The organism is Flavobacterium aquiphilum (assembly GCF_027111335.1).
Classification (GTDB): Bacteria; Bacteroidota; Bacteroidia; order Flavobacteriales; family Flavobacteriaceae; genus Flavobacterium; species Flavobacterium aquiphilum.
On record NZ_CP114288.1, the window covers coordinates 1,681,716 to 1,699,117 of the forward strand.

Annotated in this window: 11 protein-coding genes, 4 tRNA genes, 3 rRNA genes and 1 pseudogene; 12 read left to right on the forward strand and 7 right to left on the reverse strand. The window is 40.1% G+C overall.

The genetic code is table 11. The features are described from left to right. Window positions 1–28: 28 nt before the first annotated feature. The 4 genes from OZP12_RS07135 to OZP12_RS07150 all read left to right on the forward strand — a co-directional run bounded on the left by OZP12_RS07135 (window position 29) and on the right by OZP12_RS07150 (window position 5,227). Window positions 29–1,510: an aspartate ammonia-lyase gene (locus tag OZP12_RS07135; protein WP_281228366.1), complete on the forward strand. Its 1,482-nt coding sequence runs from the start codon at window positions 29–31 to the stop codon at window positions 1,508–1,510. A gap of 23 nt (window positions 1,511–1,533) precedes the next feature. After that, window positions 1,534–2,598 (forward strand): type II asparaginase, encoded by a 1,065-nt coding sequence (locus OZP12_RS07140; protein WP_281228367.1) that lies wholly within the window; start codon window positions 1,534–1,536, stop codon window positions 2,596–2,598. 66 nt (window positions 2,599–2,664) lie between these two features. Next, window positions 2,665–4,005 (forward strand): anaerobic C4-dicarboxylate transporter family protein, encoded by a 1,341-nt coding sequence (locus OZP12_RS07145; protein ID WP_281228368.1) that lies wholly within the window; start codon window positions 2,665–2,667, stop codon window positions 4,003–4,005. A 19-nt stretch (window positions 4,006–4,024) separates the two neighbouring features. Further along, window positions 4,025–5,227: a porin gene (locus OZP12_RS07150; protein ID WP_281228369.1), complete on the forward strand. Its 1,203-nt coding sequence runs from the start codon at window positions 4,025–4,027 to the stop codon at window positions 5,225–5,227. A 273-nt stretch (window positions 5,228–5,500) separates the two neighbouring features. Here the strand turns inward: OZP12_RS07150 and rplT are convergent, their stop codons facing one another. The 5 genes from rplT to OZP12_RS07175 all read right to left on the reverse strand — a co-directional run bounded on the left by rplT (window position 5,501) and on the right by OZP12_RS07175 (window position 9,099). Beyond that, window positions 5,501–5,845, reverse strand: a complete 345-nt coding sequence (gene rplT, locus OZP12_RS07155) for a 50S ribosomal protein L20 (RefSeq protein ID WP_035633036.1) — start codon at window positions 5,843–5,845, stop codon at window positions 5,501–5,503. 165 nt (window positions 5,846–6,010) lie between these two features. After that, window positions 6,011–6,208 (reverse strand): 50S ribosomal protein L35, encoded by a 198-nt coding sequence (rpmI, locus tag OZP12_RS07160; protein WP_007810722.1) that lies wholly within the window; start codon window positions 6,206–6,208, stop codon window positions 6,011–6,013. 86 nt (window positions 6,209–6,294) lie between these two features. After that, entirely contained in the window at window positions 6,295–6,852 is a 558-nt protein-coding gene (gene infC / locus OZP12_RS07165; protein ID WP_432419525.1) for a translation initiation factor IF-3, read from the reverse strand. A gap of 18 nt (window positions 6,853–6,870) precedes the next feature. Beyond that, entirely contained in the window at window positions 6,871–8,817 is a 1,947-nt protein-coding gene (gene thrS / locus OZP12_RS07170; RefSeq protein ID WP_281228370.1) for a threonine--tRNA ligase, read from the reverse strand. Between the two features lie 117 nt (window positions 8,818–8,934). Beyond that, window positions 8,935–9,099, reverse strand: a complete 165-nt coding sequence (locus tag OZP12_RS07175) for a hypothetical protein (protein ID WP_281228371.1) — start codon at window positions 9,097–9,099, stop codon at window positions 8,935–8,937. Window positions 9,100–9,894: 795 nt separating this feature from the next. Between OZP12_RS07175 and OZP12_RS07180 the strand changes: the two genes are divergently transcribed. The 8 genes and pseudogenes from OZP12_RS07180 (at window position 9,895) to tnpA (ending at window position 15,963) form a co-directional block, all read left to right on the forward strand. Beyond that, a 16S ribosomal RNA gene (locus OZP12_RS07180) occupies window positions 9,895–11,408 on the forward strand. A gap of 125 nt (window positions 11,409–11,533) precedes the next feature. Then, a tRNA-Ile gene (locus OZP12_RS07185) sits at window positions 11,534–11,607 on the forward strand. Window positions 11,608–11,755: 148 nt separating this feature from the next. After that, window positions 11,756–11,829, forward strand: a tRNA-Ala gene (locus tag OZP12_RS07190). A 171-nt stretch (window positions 11,830–12,000) separates the two neighbouring features. Further along, a 23S ribosomal RNA gene (locus OZP12_RS07195) occupies window positions 12,001–14,883 on the forward strand. A 166-nt stretch (window positions 14,884–15,049) separates the two neighbouring features. After that, window positions 15,050–15,159: ribosomal RNA gene (gene rrf, locus OZP12_RS07200) — 5S ribosomal RNA — on the forward strand. The 16S, 23S and 5S rRNA genes sit together here with 4 tRNA genes alongside, the layout of an rRNA operon. An 83-nt stretch (window positions 15,160–15,242) precedes the next feature. Next, a tRNA-Phe gene (locus tag OZP12_RS07205) sits at window positions 15,243–15,315 on the forward strand. Between the two features lie 9 nt (window positions 15,316–15,324). Beyond that, a tRNA-Leu gene (locus OZP12_RS07210) sits at window positions 15,325–15,410 on the forward strand. Window positions 15,411–15,524: 114 nt separating this feature from the next. After that, a pseudogene (gene tnpA, locus OZP12_RS07215) lies at window positions 15,525–15,963 on the forward strand (IS200/IS605 family transposase). 233 nt (window positions 15,964–16,196) lie between these two features. Here tnpA and OZP12_RS07220 read toward each other — a convergent pair. Together OZP12_RS07220 and OZP12_RS07225 are read right to left on the reverse strand one after the other, a co-directional pair. Then, window positions 16,197–16,844 carry an endonuclease III domain-containing protein gene (locus OZP12_RS07220; RefSeq protein ID WP_281228372.1) on the reverse strand — a complete coding sequence of 216 codons (648 nt, stop codon included), beginning with the start codon at window positions 16,842–16,844 and terminating at the stop codon, window positions 16,197–16,199. Between the two features lie 41 nt (window positions 16,845–16,885). Further along, entirely contained in the window at window positions 16,886–17,323 is a 438-nt protein-coding gene (locus OZP12_RS07225) for a DUF4268 domain-containing protein (RefSeq protein WP_281228373.1), read from the reverse strand. Between the last annotated feature and the right edge of the window lie 79 nt (window positions 17,324–17,402).

A 17,402-nucleotide genomic window follows, 5' to 3' on the forward strand; every position in this document is an offset into this window, starting at 1 on the left:
ATATTAATAGTTAAAAATAATGAAGCAAATGAAAAATAAAGGAAAAATTCTATTGGCAATTTCTTTTCTTGTTTTGGGATTTGGCTCCTATGGTCAAGTTCAAACCAGAACCGAAACTGATTTATTAGGGGAAATAAAAGTTCCCGCTGATGCCTATTATGGAGCCCAGGCGGCCAGAGGTATGGAAAATTTTCAAATCTCGGATCAATACAATAACGATTATCCCGATTTTATTAAAGCTTGGGGAATGATAAAATTGGCTTGCGCCCGTGCCAATACCGAAGTGGGCGAAATGCCAGCAGCCAAACTGAAGCTTATCGAACCCGCATGTCAGGAATTGATTAACGGAAAATATCTAGATCAATTCAAATTGGATTTGTATCAAGGAGGTGCAGGAACTTCAACGAATATGAATGCCAATGAAGTTATTGCCAATATCGCACTTGTTAAAGCAGGTCTCAAAAAAGGGCAATATGACAAGATTTCGCCCAATGACGATCTCAATATGTCGCAATCCACCAATGATACCTATCCTACTTCTTTGAAATTGACCATGATTTTGCACAACGAACACCTGAAAGAGCAATTGGGTTTGTTGGCCAAATCTTTCCGTACGTTGGGGAACAAATACATCGACGTGGTCAAAATGGGACGAACCGAACTTCAGGATGCGGTGCCGATGACTGTTGGGCAGGAGTTTCATTCCTATGCTACGATGTTGGAATGGAACATTGCCAATCTAGATTTTGCTAATAAATCGTTGATGACTCTCAATATGGGTGGTACTGCAATTGGTACAGGTCTGAATGCTCCCAAAGGATATGATATTGCCGTTATCAAACATTTGAAGCAAATTACGGGTTTAGAGTTTGTCAACAGTGACGATATGATTGCTGCAACCTCAAGTTTACATGGATTTGTGGTGTATTCATCGGCATTGAAAACATTGGCCACGACTTTGTCCAAAATTTCCAATGATCTGATTCTACTTTCCTCCGGGCCAAGAAATGGTTTGTATGAAATCAATCTTCCGGCAAGACAACCGGGTTCTTCTATCATGCCGGGCAAGGTAAATCCCGTGATGCCGGAATTGATGGCTTTGGTCAGTTATCGGGTTATAGGCAATGATGTGACGGTGAATATTGCTGCTTCAGATGGCGATTTGCAATTGAATGCCTACGAGCCAGTGGCAGGTCTCGCCATTTTCGAATCACAAAAATTATTGACGAATACGATGAAGGCCTTCCGCGTTCAGTGCATAGACGGAATCACGATTAATGAAAAAGTGGATGCCCACAATTTGGAAACAACCATCGGAATTGTGACGGCATTAAATCCTAAATTAGGACACCACGTTGGCGATGAATTGGCCAAGGAAGCCCAAGCTACGGGCAAGGGAATCATAGAATTGGTTCGTGAGAAAAAATTGCTTACCGAAGATGAAATCAAAGAAATCCTTTCACCGGCTAATATGACCGGATTGGATAAATCTAAATACCAAAACAAATAATTACAACCAAAAACTTTAAGACCATGAAAAAAATTGCCTTTTTATTTTTATTGTCTTTTGCGACATTACAATTACAGGCGCAAGACAAACCGAAAACAGCCAAAACCTCTCCCAGAATCATAATTTTGGCTACCGGAGGTACTATCGCAGGTTCGGGAGAATCATCCACCAAAGCGGCTTACACAGCAGGAAAAGTGCCTATTGATGATTTGTTGAATGCGGTTCCCCAAATTCACGATTACGGAAAAATCACCGGAGAACAAATTGCTTCTATCGGAAGCCAAGATATGAATGTTGTTACTTGGTTAAAACTGTCCAAAAGAATAAACGAAATTTTCAAAAACAACGAAGCCGATGCGGTTGTCGTGACTCACGGAACAGATACCCAGGAAGAAACGGCTTATTTCTTGGATTTAACGATTATGTCCGATAAACCGGTGGTGATAGTTGGAGCTATGCGTCCATCAACGGCCATGAGTCAAGACGGTAACCGAAACCTATTGGATGCGGTAATGGTTGCGGCAAGTCCAAAAAGCCAAGGAAAAGGAGTGATCGTGGCTATGGATGAAAAGGTTTTTGACGCCAGAGACGTTACCAAGACCAGTTCGACAAATTTGGAAACTTTCCAGTCCCGTAATTTTGGTCCCATTGGTTTGATTTATGACGGAAAAGTGAATTACTACTACCAATCTTTGAGAAATCCTTCCAAAAAATTTGATGTTACTAAATTGACTTCTTTGCCTCAGGTAGAAATCGTTTATGGATATGCAGATGCTAGTCCACAATCAGTGACAGGAATACTAGGTTCGGAGGTGAAAGGCATCGTTTATGCCGGGATGGGAAATGGTAATTTTGGAGAACCGGTGGGTAAAGCACTTGCAGAAGCTTCAAAAAAAGGAATTGTCGTTTGTCGTTCTGCCAGAGCAGGCTCAGGAAGAATTACTTTAGATAATGAAGTGAAAGACGAGGAGTTGGGTTTTGTGGTGTCGGACGATTTGAATCCTCAAAAAGCCAGGGTTTTATTGATGTTGTCTTTGACAGAAACGGCTGATAGAACCAAAATTCAGCAAAATTTCTTTGAATATTAATGGATGGTTATCTGTAAAAAACTTGTCGCAATCTATTAAATTATTAACCATTAAAATCTCGACACTATGTTTTGGATAGAATTTGCCGTTCTTTTGACAATGATCCTTATTGGGGCTCAAATGAAAGGAATCGGGTTGGGTGTTATGGGGATGGTGGGGTTGTTTCTTTTTCTTTTTGTATTCAAGATGAAACCTACAGATCCCCCTCTTGACGTGATGTTGATTATTATGGCCATTGTGACAACTGCAGCAACCTTACAGGCATCTGGAGGATTGGATTATTTAGTTCAGTTGGCAGAGAAAATAATCAGGAGCAATCCGTCAAACATTACGTTTATTGCTCCGTTTACGGTTTATTTTTTATGTCTTTTTGCAGGGACAGCACATATCGTTTATTCTTTGTTGCCTATTATTTCCGAAGTTTCAGCCAAAAAAAGAATCCGTCCTGAAAGGCCATTGAGTATTTCAGTTATTGCCTCTCATCTGGCTCTTACAGGAAGTCCTATGAGTGCGGCTACAGCTGCCTTGGTGGTTGTTTTGGCTTATCCGGGAGCATTGATGGACATTATGATGATTTGTATTCCGGCTTGTATCATTGGTTTGCTTATTGGTTGTTTTTCCGTTTATAAATATGGCGTTGAATTAAGCGAGGATCCTATTTTTATAGAAAAAATGAAAGACCCTGAATTTGCCAAAAGTATGGATATGGAAGAAGGCAGTGGGGAAAAAACATTGAAGAAGGGGGCTAAAACATCGGTTTTGATTTTTACTTGTGCTATCATATTAATTGTTGTTGCAGGAGCTTTTCCGAATCTAATTCCCAGTTTTGAACCAGGAGCCAAAAGCCTTGCAGTTGGAGCCGATGGTTCATTGTCTATGGTGACCATAATCAGTGTGATAACGCTCACTGCCTCTGCTGCCATGATGTTGATAACCAAAACTAGTACTGCAGATGTGACCAAAGCCAGTTTATTTACCTCTATGGCTTCTGCGGTAGTTTCGGTGTTTGGTGTGGTTTGGATGAGTTCCACTTTTATGCATTCCAATAATGAATTAATTCAGAAAGCTTTGGGAGGAATTGTTGCCGAATATCCTTGGACTTTTGCCATAGCAGTATTCATTATGGGAGTGTTGATGTTTAGTCAGGCGGCCACTACTAAAACCATGATGCCTTTAGGAATTGCATTGGGACTTCCGCATTCGGCTTTGATAGCTATATTTCCGGCCGTAAACAGTGATTTTGTATTACCGGGTTACCCTACTTTGTTGGCTGCGATAAATTTTGACCGAACAGGAAGTACTAGAATTGGTAAATATGTGATTAATCATAGTTTTAATTTACCGGGTGTAGTTGCTATTGGTGTGGCAATTGCAGTTGGTTTTTTATTGGGATCATTTTTATTGTAAATTTTAAAATTGAACAATTATGAAAAAATATTTTACTTATTTGATGATTGGTCTGTTACCAATTATTGCTTCAGCCCAAGTGAAGCAGTTAGAAAAACAGACGAATGAAGGTAGTTTTTTTATACCGGATTCATTAAAATCGTTGATACCTGTTACCAAGCAATCATTGTTGAGAGACGTTGATGTAATCTTTAATTCACGAATGGCTTACAATAGTGAATTTATGGATGGTGATCATACGCTTTCTGCTTTTAACGTTGACCAACTCCGATTTGAGATGAAAGGAAAAATTCATGATAAGGTATATTTCAGATTCCGTAACAGATACACTAGAGAACCTGTTCCCGGGAATTTGGATAACATAAGCCGGTCAGTCGATCTTGCTTTTATTAGAGTAGATTTATCTAAAAGCACTAAACTTTCTGTTGGTAAATTATGCGCAGATTGGGGAGGTTATGAGTTTGATTTTAATCCAATTGATATCTTAACGTATAATGATGTTATCGAATATGCGGATAACTTTTTGGTGGGGGCGGGGATTTCGCATGATTTCGCTGATGGTAAAAACTCTTTGTCTTTTCAGTTGCTAAATTCAAGAACCAAAACCTATGAAGAGCAGTATGGTAGTACAGCTCCTCCGAACATCAACCCTTCAGAATATCCTTTGGCGGCTGTTGCGAATTGGAGAGGCAGTTTTTTTGATGGGAAATTTGAAACTACTTATAGTTATAGTTTTTTCAATGAGGCAAAAGGTGCGCACATGAACTATATTGCTCTTGGAAATAAGTACAAAGCCAAGAATTTTGTTTTGTATTATGATTTTCAATACAGCGATGAAGGACTCGACCGCAAAGGAATTGTCTCAAGTATTATAAGTAGTCAATATCAATATGCGGCACAAAAGGCTGTTTATTTAGAAAATTGGGTAAGGGCGGAGTATGCGGCTTCTCCAAAGATTAATTTGCTCTTGACAGTAATGAACAGTAATCATTCCTGGAAAGACAATCCGGATCCAAATGGCAGTTCAAGGTTATCGACTAGTTATGGACTAATTCCAACAATCCAATATATGCCTTTCAAAGACTTAAATATCAAATTTTATCTTGCCTACACAGCCCGAAAATATAATTATACAAGCTATGCCGAAAATGCATTTGGAGTCAAAGATTATACGACGGGACTTTTGGGCTTTGGATTTATAGCTCCATTATTGGTTTTGTGATTTTTAAAACCTGTTAGGTCTTGGTATGGACAAAAACAGTCGCTAGTAAAAAAACAGAATGTTGATTTTTAGCCCCGAGTGAAGCGGCATCCTTTTCCTTTTTCTTTAAAAAGGAAAAGATATAGCGGAAAGCGGGCGGAATCTTGTTGAAATGCAGTATGTTCTGCTCCAAAAAGTAATAATAAAAAAAGTATAGAAAAACAAAAAACCCATTCGCCGAGGTGAATGGGTTTTTCTATAAGTAAGTAATTCTAAATTGAGTTTATATAACGTTTATTTTACTTTATTAAGTACTGCTTTGAAAGCTTCAGGGTGATTCATCGCTAAATCAGCAAGAACTTTACGGTTCAATTCGATTCCGTTAGCTTTTACTTTACCCATGAATTGAGAATAAGACATTCCTTCCAATCTAGCTCCAGCGTTGATACGTTGAATCCATAATGCACGGAAGTTTCTTTTATTCACTTTTCTATCACGGTATGCATAGCACATTGCTTTTTCTACCGCATTTTTTGCAACTGTCCAAACGTTTTTACGTCTACCAAAGAAACCTTTGGCTTGCTTCATTATTTTTTTTCTTCTTGCTCTTTTAGCAACTGAATTTACCGATCTTGGCATAATTTTATTGTTTTTTTGTAGTAGGCGTCCTGAATTTAATCAAAGGAACTTGTTGGCCATACTCCAAGGTTATTAAATTTGTTTTAACCTAAAGAAATCTTAGTGATTAGAAAACAGTGATTAGTGACTAGCTTAGTGCTAATTACTAAGGACTAATTACTAATATTAGATAATTCTTAATTGTTGTTTGATGCTTTTCATATCTGTTGAGTGAACTAGCGCTGAGTGAGTCAAAGCCAATTTACGTTTTTTAGATTTTTTAGTCAAGATGTGACTTTTAAAAGCATGCTTTCTTTTAATCTTACCAGAGCCAGTAACTTTGAAACGTTTTTTGGCGCTAGATTTTGTTTTCATTTTAGGCATTTTTTCCTAGTGTTTTAATTTATTATTACTTACTTATATTTTATTTCAATTTTCAGGTTCAAAACGGAACACTGAGATTGTAATAGCTATTGTTTTTTCTTCTTAGGAGCGATGAACATAATCATTCTCTTTCCTTCAAGAACCGGCATCGCCTCAACTTTTCCGTATTCTTCCAAGTCCGTAGCTAATCTCAATAACAAGATTTGCCCTTGGTCTTTATAGATAATAGAACGTCCTTTAAAGAAAACAAAGGCTTTTAATTTAGATCCTTCTTTTAAGAATTTTTCAGCATTCTTTTTCTTAAAGTCGTAATCGTGCTCATCTGTTTGAGGACCAAAACGGATTTCTTTTACTACAATTTGAGTAGATTTTGCTTTAAGTTCTTTTTCTCTTTTCTTCTGTTCGTAAAGGAACTTTTTATAGTCCATTATTTTACATACAGGTGGTTCTGCATTAGGAGAAATTTCAACCAAATCCAATTCAAATTGGTCGGCTAATTTTAAAGCTTCAGAAGTTTTGTAAACACCTGTTTCTACATTATCTCCTACAAGACGTACTTCCGGCACACGAATAAGATTATTTATTCTGTGAGCATCTTTCTTTTCTACTCGAGGTTGGTAACCTCTATTGCTTCTTATTGCTATGGCTTTATAATTTTTAAGTTAAACTGTAAATACTTTTAATGTTTTCTTTATTTCTTCGTTAACAATCGAAGCAAATTCTTCTATTGTAACGCTGATATTTCCTTTTCCTTCTTGACCTTTACGACGAACAGAAATCGTTCCGTTTTTCTCTTCCTCTTCACCAACAATCAGCATAAATGGGATTTTTTGAATCTCTGCATCTCTGATTTTCTTCCCAATCGTCTCGTTTCTATTATCAATTAGGGCGCGAATTTCGTTATTTTCTAGCAGATTTAAAACTTTTTTAGCATAATTTTCATATTTCTCACTCAGTGACAGTATAATTGCCTGTTCAGGCATTAACCAAAGAGGGAAATTTCCTGCTGTATGTTCTAGTAAAATCGCGATAAAACGCTCCATAGATCCAAATGGTGCTCTGTGAATCATTACCGGTCTATGTAATTCATTGTCAGATCCCTTGTAAGTCAATTCAAAACGCTCCGGCAAGTTGTAATCAACCTGAATCGTTCCTAGTTGCCATTGTCTGCCAAGGGCATCTTTTACCATGAAATCAAGCTTCGGGCCGTAAAAAGCAGCTTCTCCGTATTCAACTACAGTATTCAATCCTTTGTCTGCTGCTGCGTTGATGATTGCGTTTTCTGCTTTTTCCCAGTTTTCGTCAGAACCTATATATTTCTCTCTGTTTTCTTGGTCTCTCAAAGAAATTTGAGCGGTAAAGTCTTCAAAGCCTAATGAACCAAATACATAAAGTACCAAGTCAATTACTTTTTTGAACTCTTCGTCCAATTGCTCCGGAGTACAGAATATGTGTGCGTCGTCCTGAGTAAACCCACGTACACGAGTCAAACCGTGCAATTCACCACTTTGCTCGTATCTGTAAACGGTTCCGAATTCAGCATAGCGTTTTGGTAAATCTTTGTATGACCAAGGTCTTACGTTGTAGATTTCGCAGTGGTGAGGACAGTTCATTGGTTTCAATAAGAATTCCTCTCCTTCAGCCGGAGTGTTGATTGGTTGGAAACTGTCGGCACCGTATTTGGCATAGTGTCCAGAAGTTACATATAGTTCTTTTTGCCCGATATGTGGAGTGACAACTTGTTCGTAACCTGCTTTTTTCTGTGCTTTTTTCAAAAATTGCTCCAAACGGTCTCTCAAAGCAGCTCCTTTTGGTAGCCATAATGGCAAACCTTGACCAACTTTTTGTGAAAAAGCGAACAATTCCAATTCTTTACCAAGTTTTCTGTGGTCACGACGTTTTGCTTCCTCAAGTAATTCCAAGTACTCTGTTAGGTCTTTTTGTTTAGGGAACGAAACTCCGTAAACACGAGTCAACTGTTTGTTTTTCTCGTCACCTCTCCAGTAAGCACCAGCAACACTCATGATCTTCATTGCTTTGATAATTCCGGTATTTGGAATATGTCCTCCACGACATAGGTCTGTAAAAGTAGAGTGATCGCAAAAAGTAATCGTACCATCTTCAAGGTTGGTGATCAATTCTGTTTTGTAAACATTGTCCTTGTACATTTCCAAAGCTTCTGCTTTTGTAACAGGACGCATTTTGAATTCGTGTTTTTCTCTTGAAATCTCAAGCACACGGTCTTCTATTTTCTTAAAGTCGGCTTCGGTAATCTTTTGGTCTTCAAAATCAACATCATAGTAAAATCCGTTGGCAATTGCTGGTCCAAGAGTTAATTTTATTCCAGGATAAATTTCTTCCAAAGCCTGTGCCATTACGTGGGAAGTCGAATGCCAAAAAGCTTTCTTCCCATCAGCATCATTCCAAGTATATAATATAAGATTGCCGTCGGTCGTCAATGGAGTGGCTGTTTCAATAGTTGTACCATTAAAAGAAGCCGAAATAACATTTCTGGCAAATCCTTCACTGATGCTTTTTGCAACATCCATTGGAGTTACTCCGGGAGCAAACTCTCTAACTGACCCGTCGGGCAAAGTAATCTTAATCATTTTTTTGTGTTTTAAGGCTGCAAATATAAAGTATTAGCAAAACACATACAATAGATGTGTAAGGTTTGTTTTGTATATGTTAATGAGGGGAGAGACTGATTGTAATAATTTGCATATTTATAGGAGCTCTTTCCCGCTATCCGTTGCAAGTCCTCGTTCCTCTGGCAACATTTTTATGTATTTGCAATAGCTTCCGTTGGTCGCTTTGCCTCTACATAAAATGTAAGCCATATTCACTGTGGGCTTTTCACTACTATCAGGGCTAGGGTAGTGGTATTTCATCAGAAAGAAATCAATACTTATATATAGTATAAGGAAAAAAGTATCCGAAGGATGGTTTTTAATATAATCCAATGAAGTTCTTAGCGCCTTTGGGAGCGATTTTGGCCTGCAAAGGAGTAAAAGAGTCAAGAAGTATAAGGGAATCAAGAAAAAATGGGCATAATTCAGCGATCCAAAAAGGGACAATATTATAGATAAGGGTAGTGTTGTTTGCAGTAAAACGAGCTCGTCACGCCAAAAAGCGGAAAGGTTTTAAGAAAAGGGTGTTTGTAAAATTAAGGTTATCAGAGTTTTAAAAAATAAATATAAAATAAATGCAAAAACCCCTTGTTTAAACGAATAAACTATCTACTTTTGCACCCGCAACAGCGATGGCGCTCTTGGAAAGACTGACAAGTATAACAAAACAAATTGGAAATTTATTTTCAAAAAAAATTTAAAAAAAGCTTGTGAGATTTAAAAGAGTAGTTTATTTTTGCACCCCGCAAAACATGCAATGATCTTTGACAGGCTGATAAGAAAACGAGAAGAAAAACGAAAATAAAAATTTTCAAAAAAACTTCAATAAGTTCTTGCCAGTTAAAAAGAAAATACTACTTTTGCACCCGCTTTGAGAGACAAACGAAAAGCGAAAAAAGGAATATACGTTCGTAGACATATTGAATTGACAGCCGTCTCGTCCAAAAGACGAGACAAATAAAATAAGAGTAATATAATCGAGAGATTTGAATTAAAACCACTAGAATCGGAGTCAAATATAAAATGATCCTGAAATAAATTCAGGATAAACAATATACGATGAAGAGTTTGATCCTGGCTCAGGATGAACGCTAGCGGCAGGCTTAACACATGCAAGTCGAGGGGTATAGTTTTTCGGAACTAGAGACCGGCGCACGGGTGCGTAACGCGTATGCAATCTACCTTTTACAGAGGGATAGCCCAGAGAAATTTGGATTAATACCTCATAGTATAGCAGTTTCGCATGAATCAGCTATTAAAGTTCCAACGGTAAAAGATGAGCATGCGTCCCATTAGCTAGATGGTAAGGTAACGGCTTACCATGGCAACGATGGGTAGGGGTCCTGAGAGGGAGATCCCCCACACTGGTACTGAGACACGGACCAGACTCCTACGGGAGGCAGCAGTGAGGAATATTGGTCAATGGGCGCAAGCCTGAACCAGCCATGCCGCGTGCAGGATGACGGTCCTATGGATTGTAAACTGCTTTTGTACGAGAAGAAACAACATTACGTGTAATGTCTTGACGGTATCGTAAGAATAAGGATCGGCTAACTCCGTGCCAGCAGCCGCGGTAATACGGAGGATCCAAGCGTTATCCGGAATCATTGGGTTTAAAGGGTCCGTAGGCGGTTTAGTAAGTCAGTGGTGAAAGCCCATCGCTCAACGGTGGAACGGCCATTGATACTGCTAGACTTGAATTATTAGGAAGTAACTAGAATATGTAGTGTAGCGGTGAAATGCTTAGAGATTACATGGAATACCAATTGCGAAGGCAGGTTACTACTAATGGATTGACGCTGATGGACGAAAGCGTGGGTAGCGAACAGGATTAGATACCCTGGTAGTCCACGCCGTAAACGATGGATACTAGCTGTTGGGAGCAATTTCAGTGGCTAAGCGAAAGTGATAAGTATCCCACCTGGGGAGTACGGGCGCAAGCCTGAAACTCAAAGGAATTGACGGGGGCCCGCACAAGCGGTGGAGCATGTGGTTTAATTCGATGATACGCGAGGAACCTTACCAAGGCTTAAATGTAGATTGACCGGTTTGGAAACAGATCTTTCGCAAGACAATTTACAAGGTGCTGCATGGTTGTCGTCAGCTCGTGCCGTGAGGTGTCAGGTTAAGTCCTATAACGAGCGCAACCCCTGTTGTTAGTTGCCAGCGAGTCATGTCGGGAACTCTAACGAGACTGCCAGTGCAAACTGTGAGGAAGGTGGGGATGACGTCAAATCATCACGGCCCTTACGCCTTGGGCTACACACGTGCTACAATGGCCGGTACAGAGAGCAGCCACTGGGCGACCAGGAGCGAATCTATAAAACCGGTCACAGTTCGGATCGGAGTCTGCAACTCGACTCCGTGAAGCTGGAATCGCTAGTAATCGGATATCAGCCATGATCCGGTGAATACGTTCCCGGGCCTTGTACACACCGCCCGTCAAGCCATGGAAGCTGGGGGTGCCTGAAGTCGGTGACCGCAAGGAGCTGCCTAGGGTAAAACTGGTAACTAGGGCTAAGTCGTAACAAGGTAGCCGTACCGGAAGGTGCGGCTGGAACACCTCCTTTCTAGAGCTTTGGTGTTAGCCAAGTGCACGCCAAAGAAAGAAGACGAAGAGACTTTTGGTTTCAGAGATTAAAATTTTATTACTCTTGCTGTTAATTTAAAAGAATAAAGAATTAAGTAAAAACAGAGTCTCGTAGCTCAGCTGGTTAGAGTACTACACTGATAATGTAGGGGTCGGCAGTTCGAGTCTGCCCGGGACTACTTTTTTAAAGGTTTTAGATTTAAGAAATTAGATTTTAGATTTAAGATTAGAAAAGAAACTGAAAAGCTTAATTTACAAGGAAATTCTAGAGTTGAGTTCTTATGAATAGTCATTCATAATTCATAATTCACAATTCATAATTAGATTGGGGGATTAGCTCAGCTGGCTAGAGCGCCTGCCTTGCACGCAGGAGGTCAACGGTTCGACTCCGTTATTCTCCACTATCTTTAAGAAGATAGAATATAGAAAAAAGAATATAGACAATGTCTAATATCTATTCTCTGTGTTCTTTATTCTAAAAAGAAAAAGTTCATTGACATATTGAGATAAAAAAATATTTAAAAAGTAGAAAGAACACGCTTTTTATCTGGAAACGGATAAAAACGTAAGTACAATAAGCAAAATAAGGGCGTATGGGGGATGCCTAGGCTCTCAGAGGCGAAGAAGGACGTGATAAGCTGCGAAAAGCTACGGGGACGGGCACACACCGATTGATCCGTAGATATCCGAATGGGGCAACCCACTATGTTGAAGACATAGTACACCGATAGGTGGGCAAACCCGCTGAACTGAAACATCTAAGTAGGCGGAGGAGAAGAAAACAAAAGTGATTCCGTAAGTAGTGGCGAGCGAACGCGGATTAGCCCAAACCAATGTTGTTACGGCAATGTTGGGGTTGTAGGACCACGAGATTTTATGCACAAGGAACCGGAAGTTACTGGAAAGTGATGCCATAGAGGGTGATAGCCCCGTATGGGTAACAAGTGTAATAGATAGTGGTATCCTGAGTAGGGCGGGGCACGTGAAACCCTGTCTGAATTTGGCGGGACCATCCGCTAAGGCTAAATACTCCTGAGAGACCGATAGTGAACCAGTACCGTGAGGGAAAGGTGAAAAGAACCGTGAATAACGGAGTGAAATAGATCCTGAAACCATACGCTTACAAGCGGTCGGAGCCCTTAAGTGGGGTGACGGCGTGCCTTTTGCATAATGAGCCTACGAGTTAACGTTGCTGGCGAGGATAAGCTATTAAGTAGTGGATCCGTAGCGAAAGCGAGTCTGAATAGGGCGCTTTAGTCAGTAGTGTTAGACGCGAAACCGTGTGATCTACCCATGGGCAGGATGAAGCGCTGGTAACACAGTGTGGAGGTCCGAACCGGTTGACGTTGAAAAGTCTTCGGATGACCTGTGGGTAGGGGTGAAAGGCCAATCAAACTCGGAAATAGCTCGTACTCCCCGAAATGCATTTAGGTGCAGCGCAAGGCATAAGTTATATAGAGGTAGAGCTACTGATTGGATGCGGGGGCTTCACCGCCTACCAATTCCTGACAAACTCCGAATGCTATATAATGTTTCCTTGCAGTGAGGGCTTGGGTGCTAAGGTCCAAGTCCGAGAGGGAAAGAACCCAGACCATCAGCTAAGGTCCCCAAATATATGTTAAGTTGAAAGAACGCGGTTTGTCTGCCCAGACAGCTAGGATGTTGGCTTGGAAGCAGCCATTCATTTAAAGAGTGCGTAACAGCTCACTAGTCGAGCGGACGAGCATGGATAATAATCGGGCATAAACATATTACCGAAGCTATGGATTTACAGTTTACTGTAAGTGGTAGGGGAGCATTCCAGCAGGGTTGAAGGTGTATCGTAAGGTATGCTGGACTGGCTGGAAAAGAAAATGTAGGCATAAGTAACGATAATGCGGGCGAGAAACCCGCACACCGAAAAACTAAGGTTTCCACAGCTATGCTAATCAGCTGTGGGTTAGTCTGGACCTAAGGCAAACCCGAAAGGGGCAGTCGATGGCCAACGGGTTAATATTCCCGTACTACTAATTACTGTGATGGGGTGACGGAGTGATGAAAGTACCGCGAACTGACGGAATAGTTCGTTAAAGCACCTAGCTATAGGTTTTATAGGCAAATCCGTAAAACTTGGTGAAATGCGATAGTACTCGGCGTCTTCGGACAAAGAGATAGTGTACCTAAGGGCTTCCAAGAAAAACCTCTAAACTTCAGGTAATTAGTACCAGTACCGTAAACCGACACAGGTAGTTGAGGAGAGAATCCTAAGGTGCTCGAGAGATTCATGGCTAAGGAATTAGGCAAAATAGACCCGTAACTTCGGGAGAAGGGTCGCCCCGAGCAATCGGGGCCGCAGTGAAGAGGTCCAGGCGACTGTTTATCAAAAACACAGGGCTCTGCAAAATCGTAAGATGAAGTATAGGGCCTGACACCTGCCCGGTGCTGGAAGGTTAAGAGGAGATGTTATCTTCGGAGAAGCATTGAATTGAAGCCCCAGTAAACGGCGGCCGTAACTATAACGGTCCTAAGGTAGCGAAATTCCTTGTCGGGTAAGTTCCGACCTGCACGAATGGTGTAACGATCTGGACACTGTCTCAGCCATGAGCTCGGTGAAATTGTAGTAACGGTGAAGATGCCGTTTACCCGCAGTGGGACGAAAAGACCCTGTGCACCTTTACTATAGCTTAGTATTGACCTTGGATAAATGATGTGTAGGATAGGTTGGAGACTGTGAAGTGGCGTCGCCAGGCGTTGTGGAGTCATTGTTGAAATACAACCCTTTGTTTATCTGAGGCCTAACCCCGTAAACCGGGGGACATTGCTTGGTGGGTAGTTTGACTGGGGTGGTCGCCTCCAAAAGAGTAACGGAGGCTTCTAAAGGTTCCCTCAGTACGCTTGGTAACCGTGCGAAGAGTGCAATGGCATAAGGGAGCTTGACTGAGAGACATACAGGTCGATCAGGTACGAAAGTAGAGCATAGTGATCCGGTGGTTCCGCATGGAAGGGCCATCGCTCAAAGGATAAAAGGTACGCCGGGGATAACAGGCTGATCTCCCCCAAGAGCTCATATCGACGGGGGGGTTTGGCACCTCGATGTCGGCTCGTCACATCCTGGGGCTGGAGAAGGTCCCAAGGGTTGGGCTGTTCGCCCATTAAAGTGGCACGCGAGCTGGGTTCAGAACGTCGTGAGACAGTTCGGTCTCTATCTACTGTGGGCGTTAGAAATTTGAGTGGATCTGATTCTAGTACGAGAGGACCGAATTGGACAAACCTCTAGTGTATCTGTTGTCCCGCCAGGGGCACCGCAGAGTAGCTACGTTTGGAAGGGATAAGCGCTGAAAGCATATAAGCGCGAAACCCACCACAAGATGAGATTTCTTTTAAGGGTCGTGGAAGATGACCACGTTGATAGGCTATAGGTGTAAAGGCAGTAATGTCATAGCCGAGTAGTACTAATAACCCGTAAGCTTATGTACGACTCCTCTCCTCCCGTTCAAAACGGGAGGAGAAGAAACTTTCTAAAACTTTTTATGTTCTTTATCTCAGTATGTTAAAATATTAGCTCGACGTGAGCAGTGACTAGTAAAAAGTAACTAATGATTAGCTAATCACTAATTACCATTCACTAATCACTAACAACCTTAAGGTGGTTATTGCGGCGGGGCTCACCTCTTCCCATCCCGAACAGAGAAGTTAAGCCCGCCTGCGCAGATGGTACTGCAATTTTGTGGGAGAGTATGTCGCTGCCTTTCTTTAATCTGAACTTGTTTCAGATTCTTTAAAAACCCTTCATCAAATGATGAGGGGTTTTTTATAAAAATCTGGTAATAGATTAGGTACCTTAGCTCAGATGGTAGAGCAATGGACTGAAAATCCATGTGTCCCTGGTTCGATCCCTGGAGGTACCACTTTATAATGCTCGGATGGTGAAATTGGTAGACACGCTGGACTTAAAATCCAGTGAACAGCAATGTTCGTGCGGGTTCAAGTCCCGCTCTGAGTACATAAAGCTTCAAACTTTGTTTGGAGCTTTTTTTATTGGTCTCAGGTTTGGGTTTAAAACCCTGCAATTTATTGCAGTACTTTAGTAATGCGAAAAAATTTTTATCTTTAGCTTATGAGTACAGATTTAAGAAAAGGTTCGCACACAGTAAGCCGACTAACATTGCCATGTTGTTTGGGTTACTAAATATAGATTTAAAGTTTTGAAAGGCGATATTCAAAAACGTTGCCTTGAGATTTTAATACAGATATGTGAAGCTGAAGGAATAGAAATTTTAAAAGGAGTTGTTAGCTCAGATCATGTTCACATGCATATAGAATACGCTCCAAAACATAATGTTAGCTCGATTTTACAAAGTTTCAAAGGAAGAACTTCGAGAAAATTGCAGATGGAATTTCCAGAATTGAAGGAACGATATTGGGGACAACATTTTTGGGCAAGTGGTTATGGTGTTTGGAGTACTGGAAATATTACGGATAAAATGGTAAATGAATATTTGGAGCATCATAGAAGAAAAGAGAGTGATGACAATTCAAATTTCATTCTCGAATGAAAGAAATGAGGGACTTTTAGTCCCTCGTAAAAACAAACCTCTGCACTTTCAGTGCAGAGTGGTTTAGTTTGGCTAATATCATTTCTTCTGGTGGGAATGAAAAAAGAGCTTTAAAATTATTCTCAATTTTTGTTATTTAGAATGTATTGTATATTCCTATCCGGCTTTTTCGGCATGTAATGTCTAAATAAATATTGAGTGATTGAAGATTTTTGAAATGAAAGCAATAAGTTTTATACGATTGGATTAATTTTATAATACTCACAAATCATATTGATTGGGCATTCCGGACATTTTGGTTTGGGTCTACATATTTGTCTTCCTAGAAAAGAAATGGCCAAGCCAATTTCTCCCCAAATGCTTTTTGGTAAAATTTGCATTAGTTGTTTTTCGACTTTATTGCCATCCTGATTTTCAGGAATTAATCCTATTCTGGGGGAGACACGAATCACGTGCAAGTCGGCGATGATACCTTCAGCAGGAACTCCTGCTTCCCGCATAATGACGTTGGCAGATTTTCGGCCAATTCCTTTTAATGCGGTTAAACTATTCATTGTTAGAGGAATGTTTTCGTCTTTTTGAATGGTTTGGGCAATGTCAATAAGCCAACTGGCTTTCGTGCCAAAATTTCGAACTTTTGAAATATATGGGATTAATGCATCAACATTTGAAACAGAGAGACTTTCCATGTTGGGAAAAGTTTCGAAGAGAGCAGGTGCTATCTTATTGATATTCGCATCGGAATCCTGAGCAGAAAGAACTACCATAACAAGAAGTTGATACAGATTTTCGTAATCTAACGGATGTTTTTGACCTTTGTATTTCTCTAATATTGGGACTAATTTGGCCTCCCAATCATTTTTTGTTTCAAATAAGTCCATTTCAAATAGTTTTTGGATAAGTAATTTACAAAAAATAAATACTATTTCTCAATGTCTTTAATGAATTCATCGTATTCGAAATAAAATAGTTCAAGAGCGTTCATTTTTTCAAAGAAAAAATCAAAAATTTCATTCCAATGATTGCGGTTACTTACACTTACATCTAGTTTTTCAACCCAAATGCGGCTGATGGTTTTTCCATTGTCCAAAGTATAATTTTTTTCGAAGACTAGATCTTTTATGAATTCTTCTTCGAGAATATTTTTTAGTGCAACGAGTTTTTCAAAATATTGCATGCGTAATTCCGTATTTCTCATTTCGATGTCAATATGTACTTGAGCTTTTTTGTTTTCTACATAAAATTTAAAGGAGAAATCTTTGATTTTAGTATCGTATAAAATCCATTTTCTTGGATATTTTTGAGCAAATTCAACCCAAAATTCATGTTTTAACCTTTGATTTTCTTCTCTACTATACATATTGTTGGGTTTGGATGTTTAAAATTTGTTTGGTACTTATTTCTAAAGTATATTTAAGTGTTGATTTATTTGCAAAAAT

Excerpts from the sequence above, each read along its gene's own strand:
- OZP12_RS07135 (WP_281228366.1), top strand. The coding sequence starts at position 29 with ATGAAAAATAAAGGAAAAATTCTATTGGCAATTTCTTTTCTTGTTTTG.
- OZP12_RS07140 (WP_281228367.1), top strand. The coding sequence starts at position 1,534 with ATGAAAAAAATTGCCTTTTTATTTTTATTGTCTTTTGCGACATTACAA.
- OZP12_RS07145 (WP_281228368.1), top strand. The coding sequence starts at position 2,665 with ATGTTTTGGATAGAATTTGCCGTTCTTTTGACAATGATCCTTATTGGG.
- OZP12_RS07150 (WP_281228369.1), top strand. The coding sequence starts at position 4,025 with ATGAAAAAATATTTTACTTATTTGATGATTGGTCTGTTACCAATTATT.
- rplT (WP_035633036.1), bottom strand. The coding sequence starts at position 5,845 with ATGCCAAGATCGGTAAATTCAGTTGCTAAAAGAGCAAGAAGAAAAAAA.
- rpmI (WP_007810722.1), bottom strand. The coding sequence starts at position 6,208 with ATGCCTAAAATGAAAACAAAATCTAGCGCCAAAAAACGTTTCAAAGTT.
- thrS (WP_281228370.1), bottom strand. The coding sequence starts at position 8,817 with ATGATTAAGATTACTTTGCCCGACGGGTCAGTTAGAGAGTTTGCTCCC.
- OZP12_RS07175 (WP_281228371.1), bottom strand. The coding sequence starts at position 9,099 with ATGAAATACCACTACCCTAGCCCTGATAGTAGTGAAAAGCCCACAGTG.
- OZP12_RS07220 (WP_281228372.1), bottom strand. The coding sequence starts at position 16,844 with ATGGACTTATTTGAAACAAAAAATGATTGGGAGGCCAAATTAGTCCCA.
- OZP12_RS07225 (WP_281228373.1), bottom strand. The coding sequence starts at position 17,323 with ATGTATAGTAGAGAAGAAAATCAAAGGTTAAAACATGAATTTTGGGTT.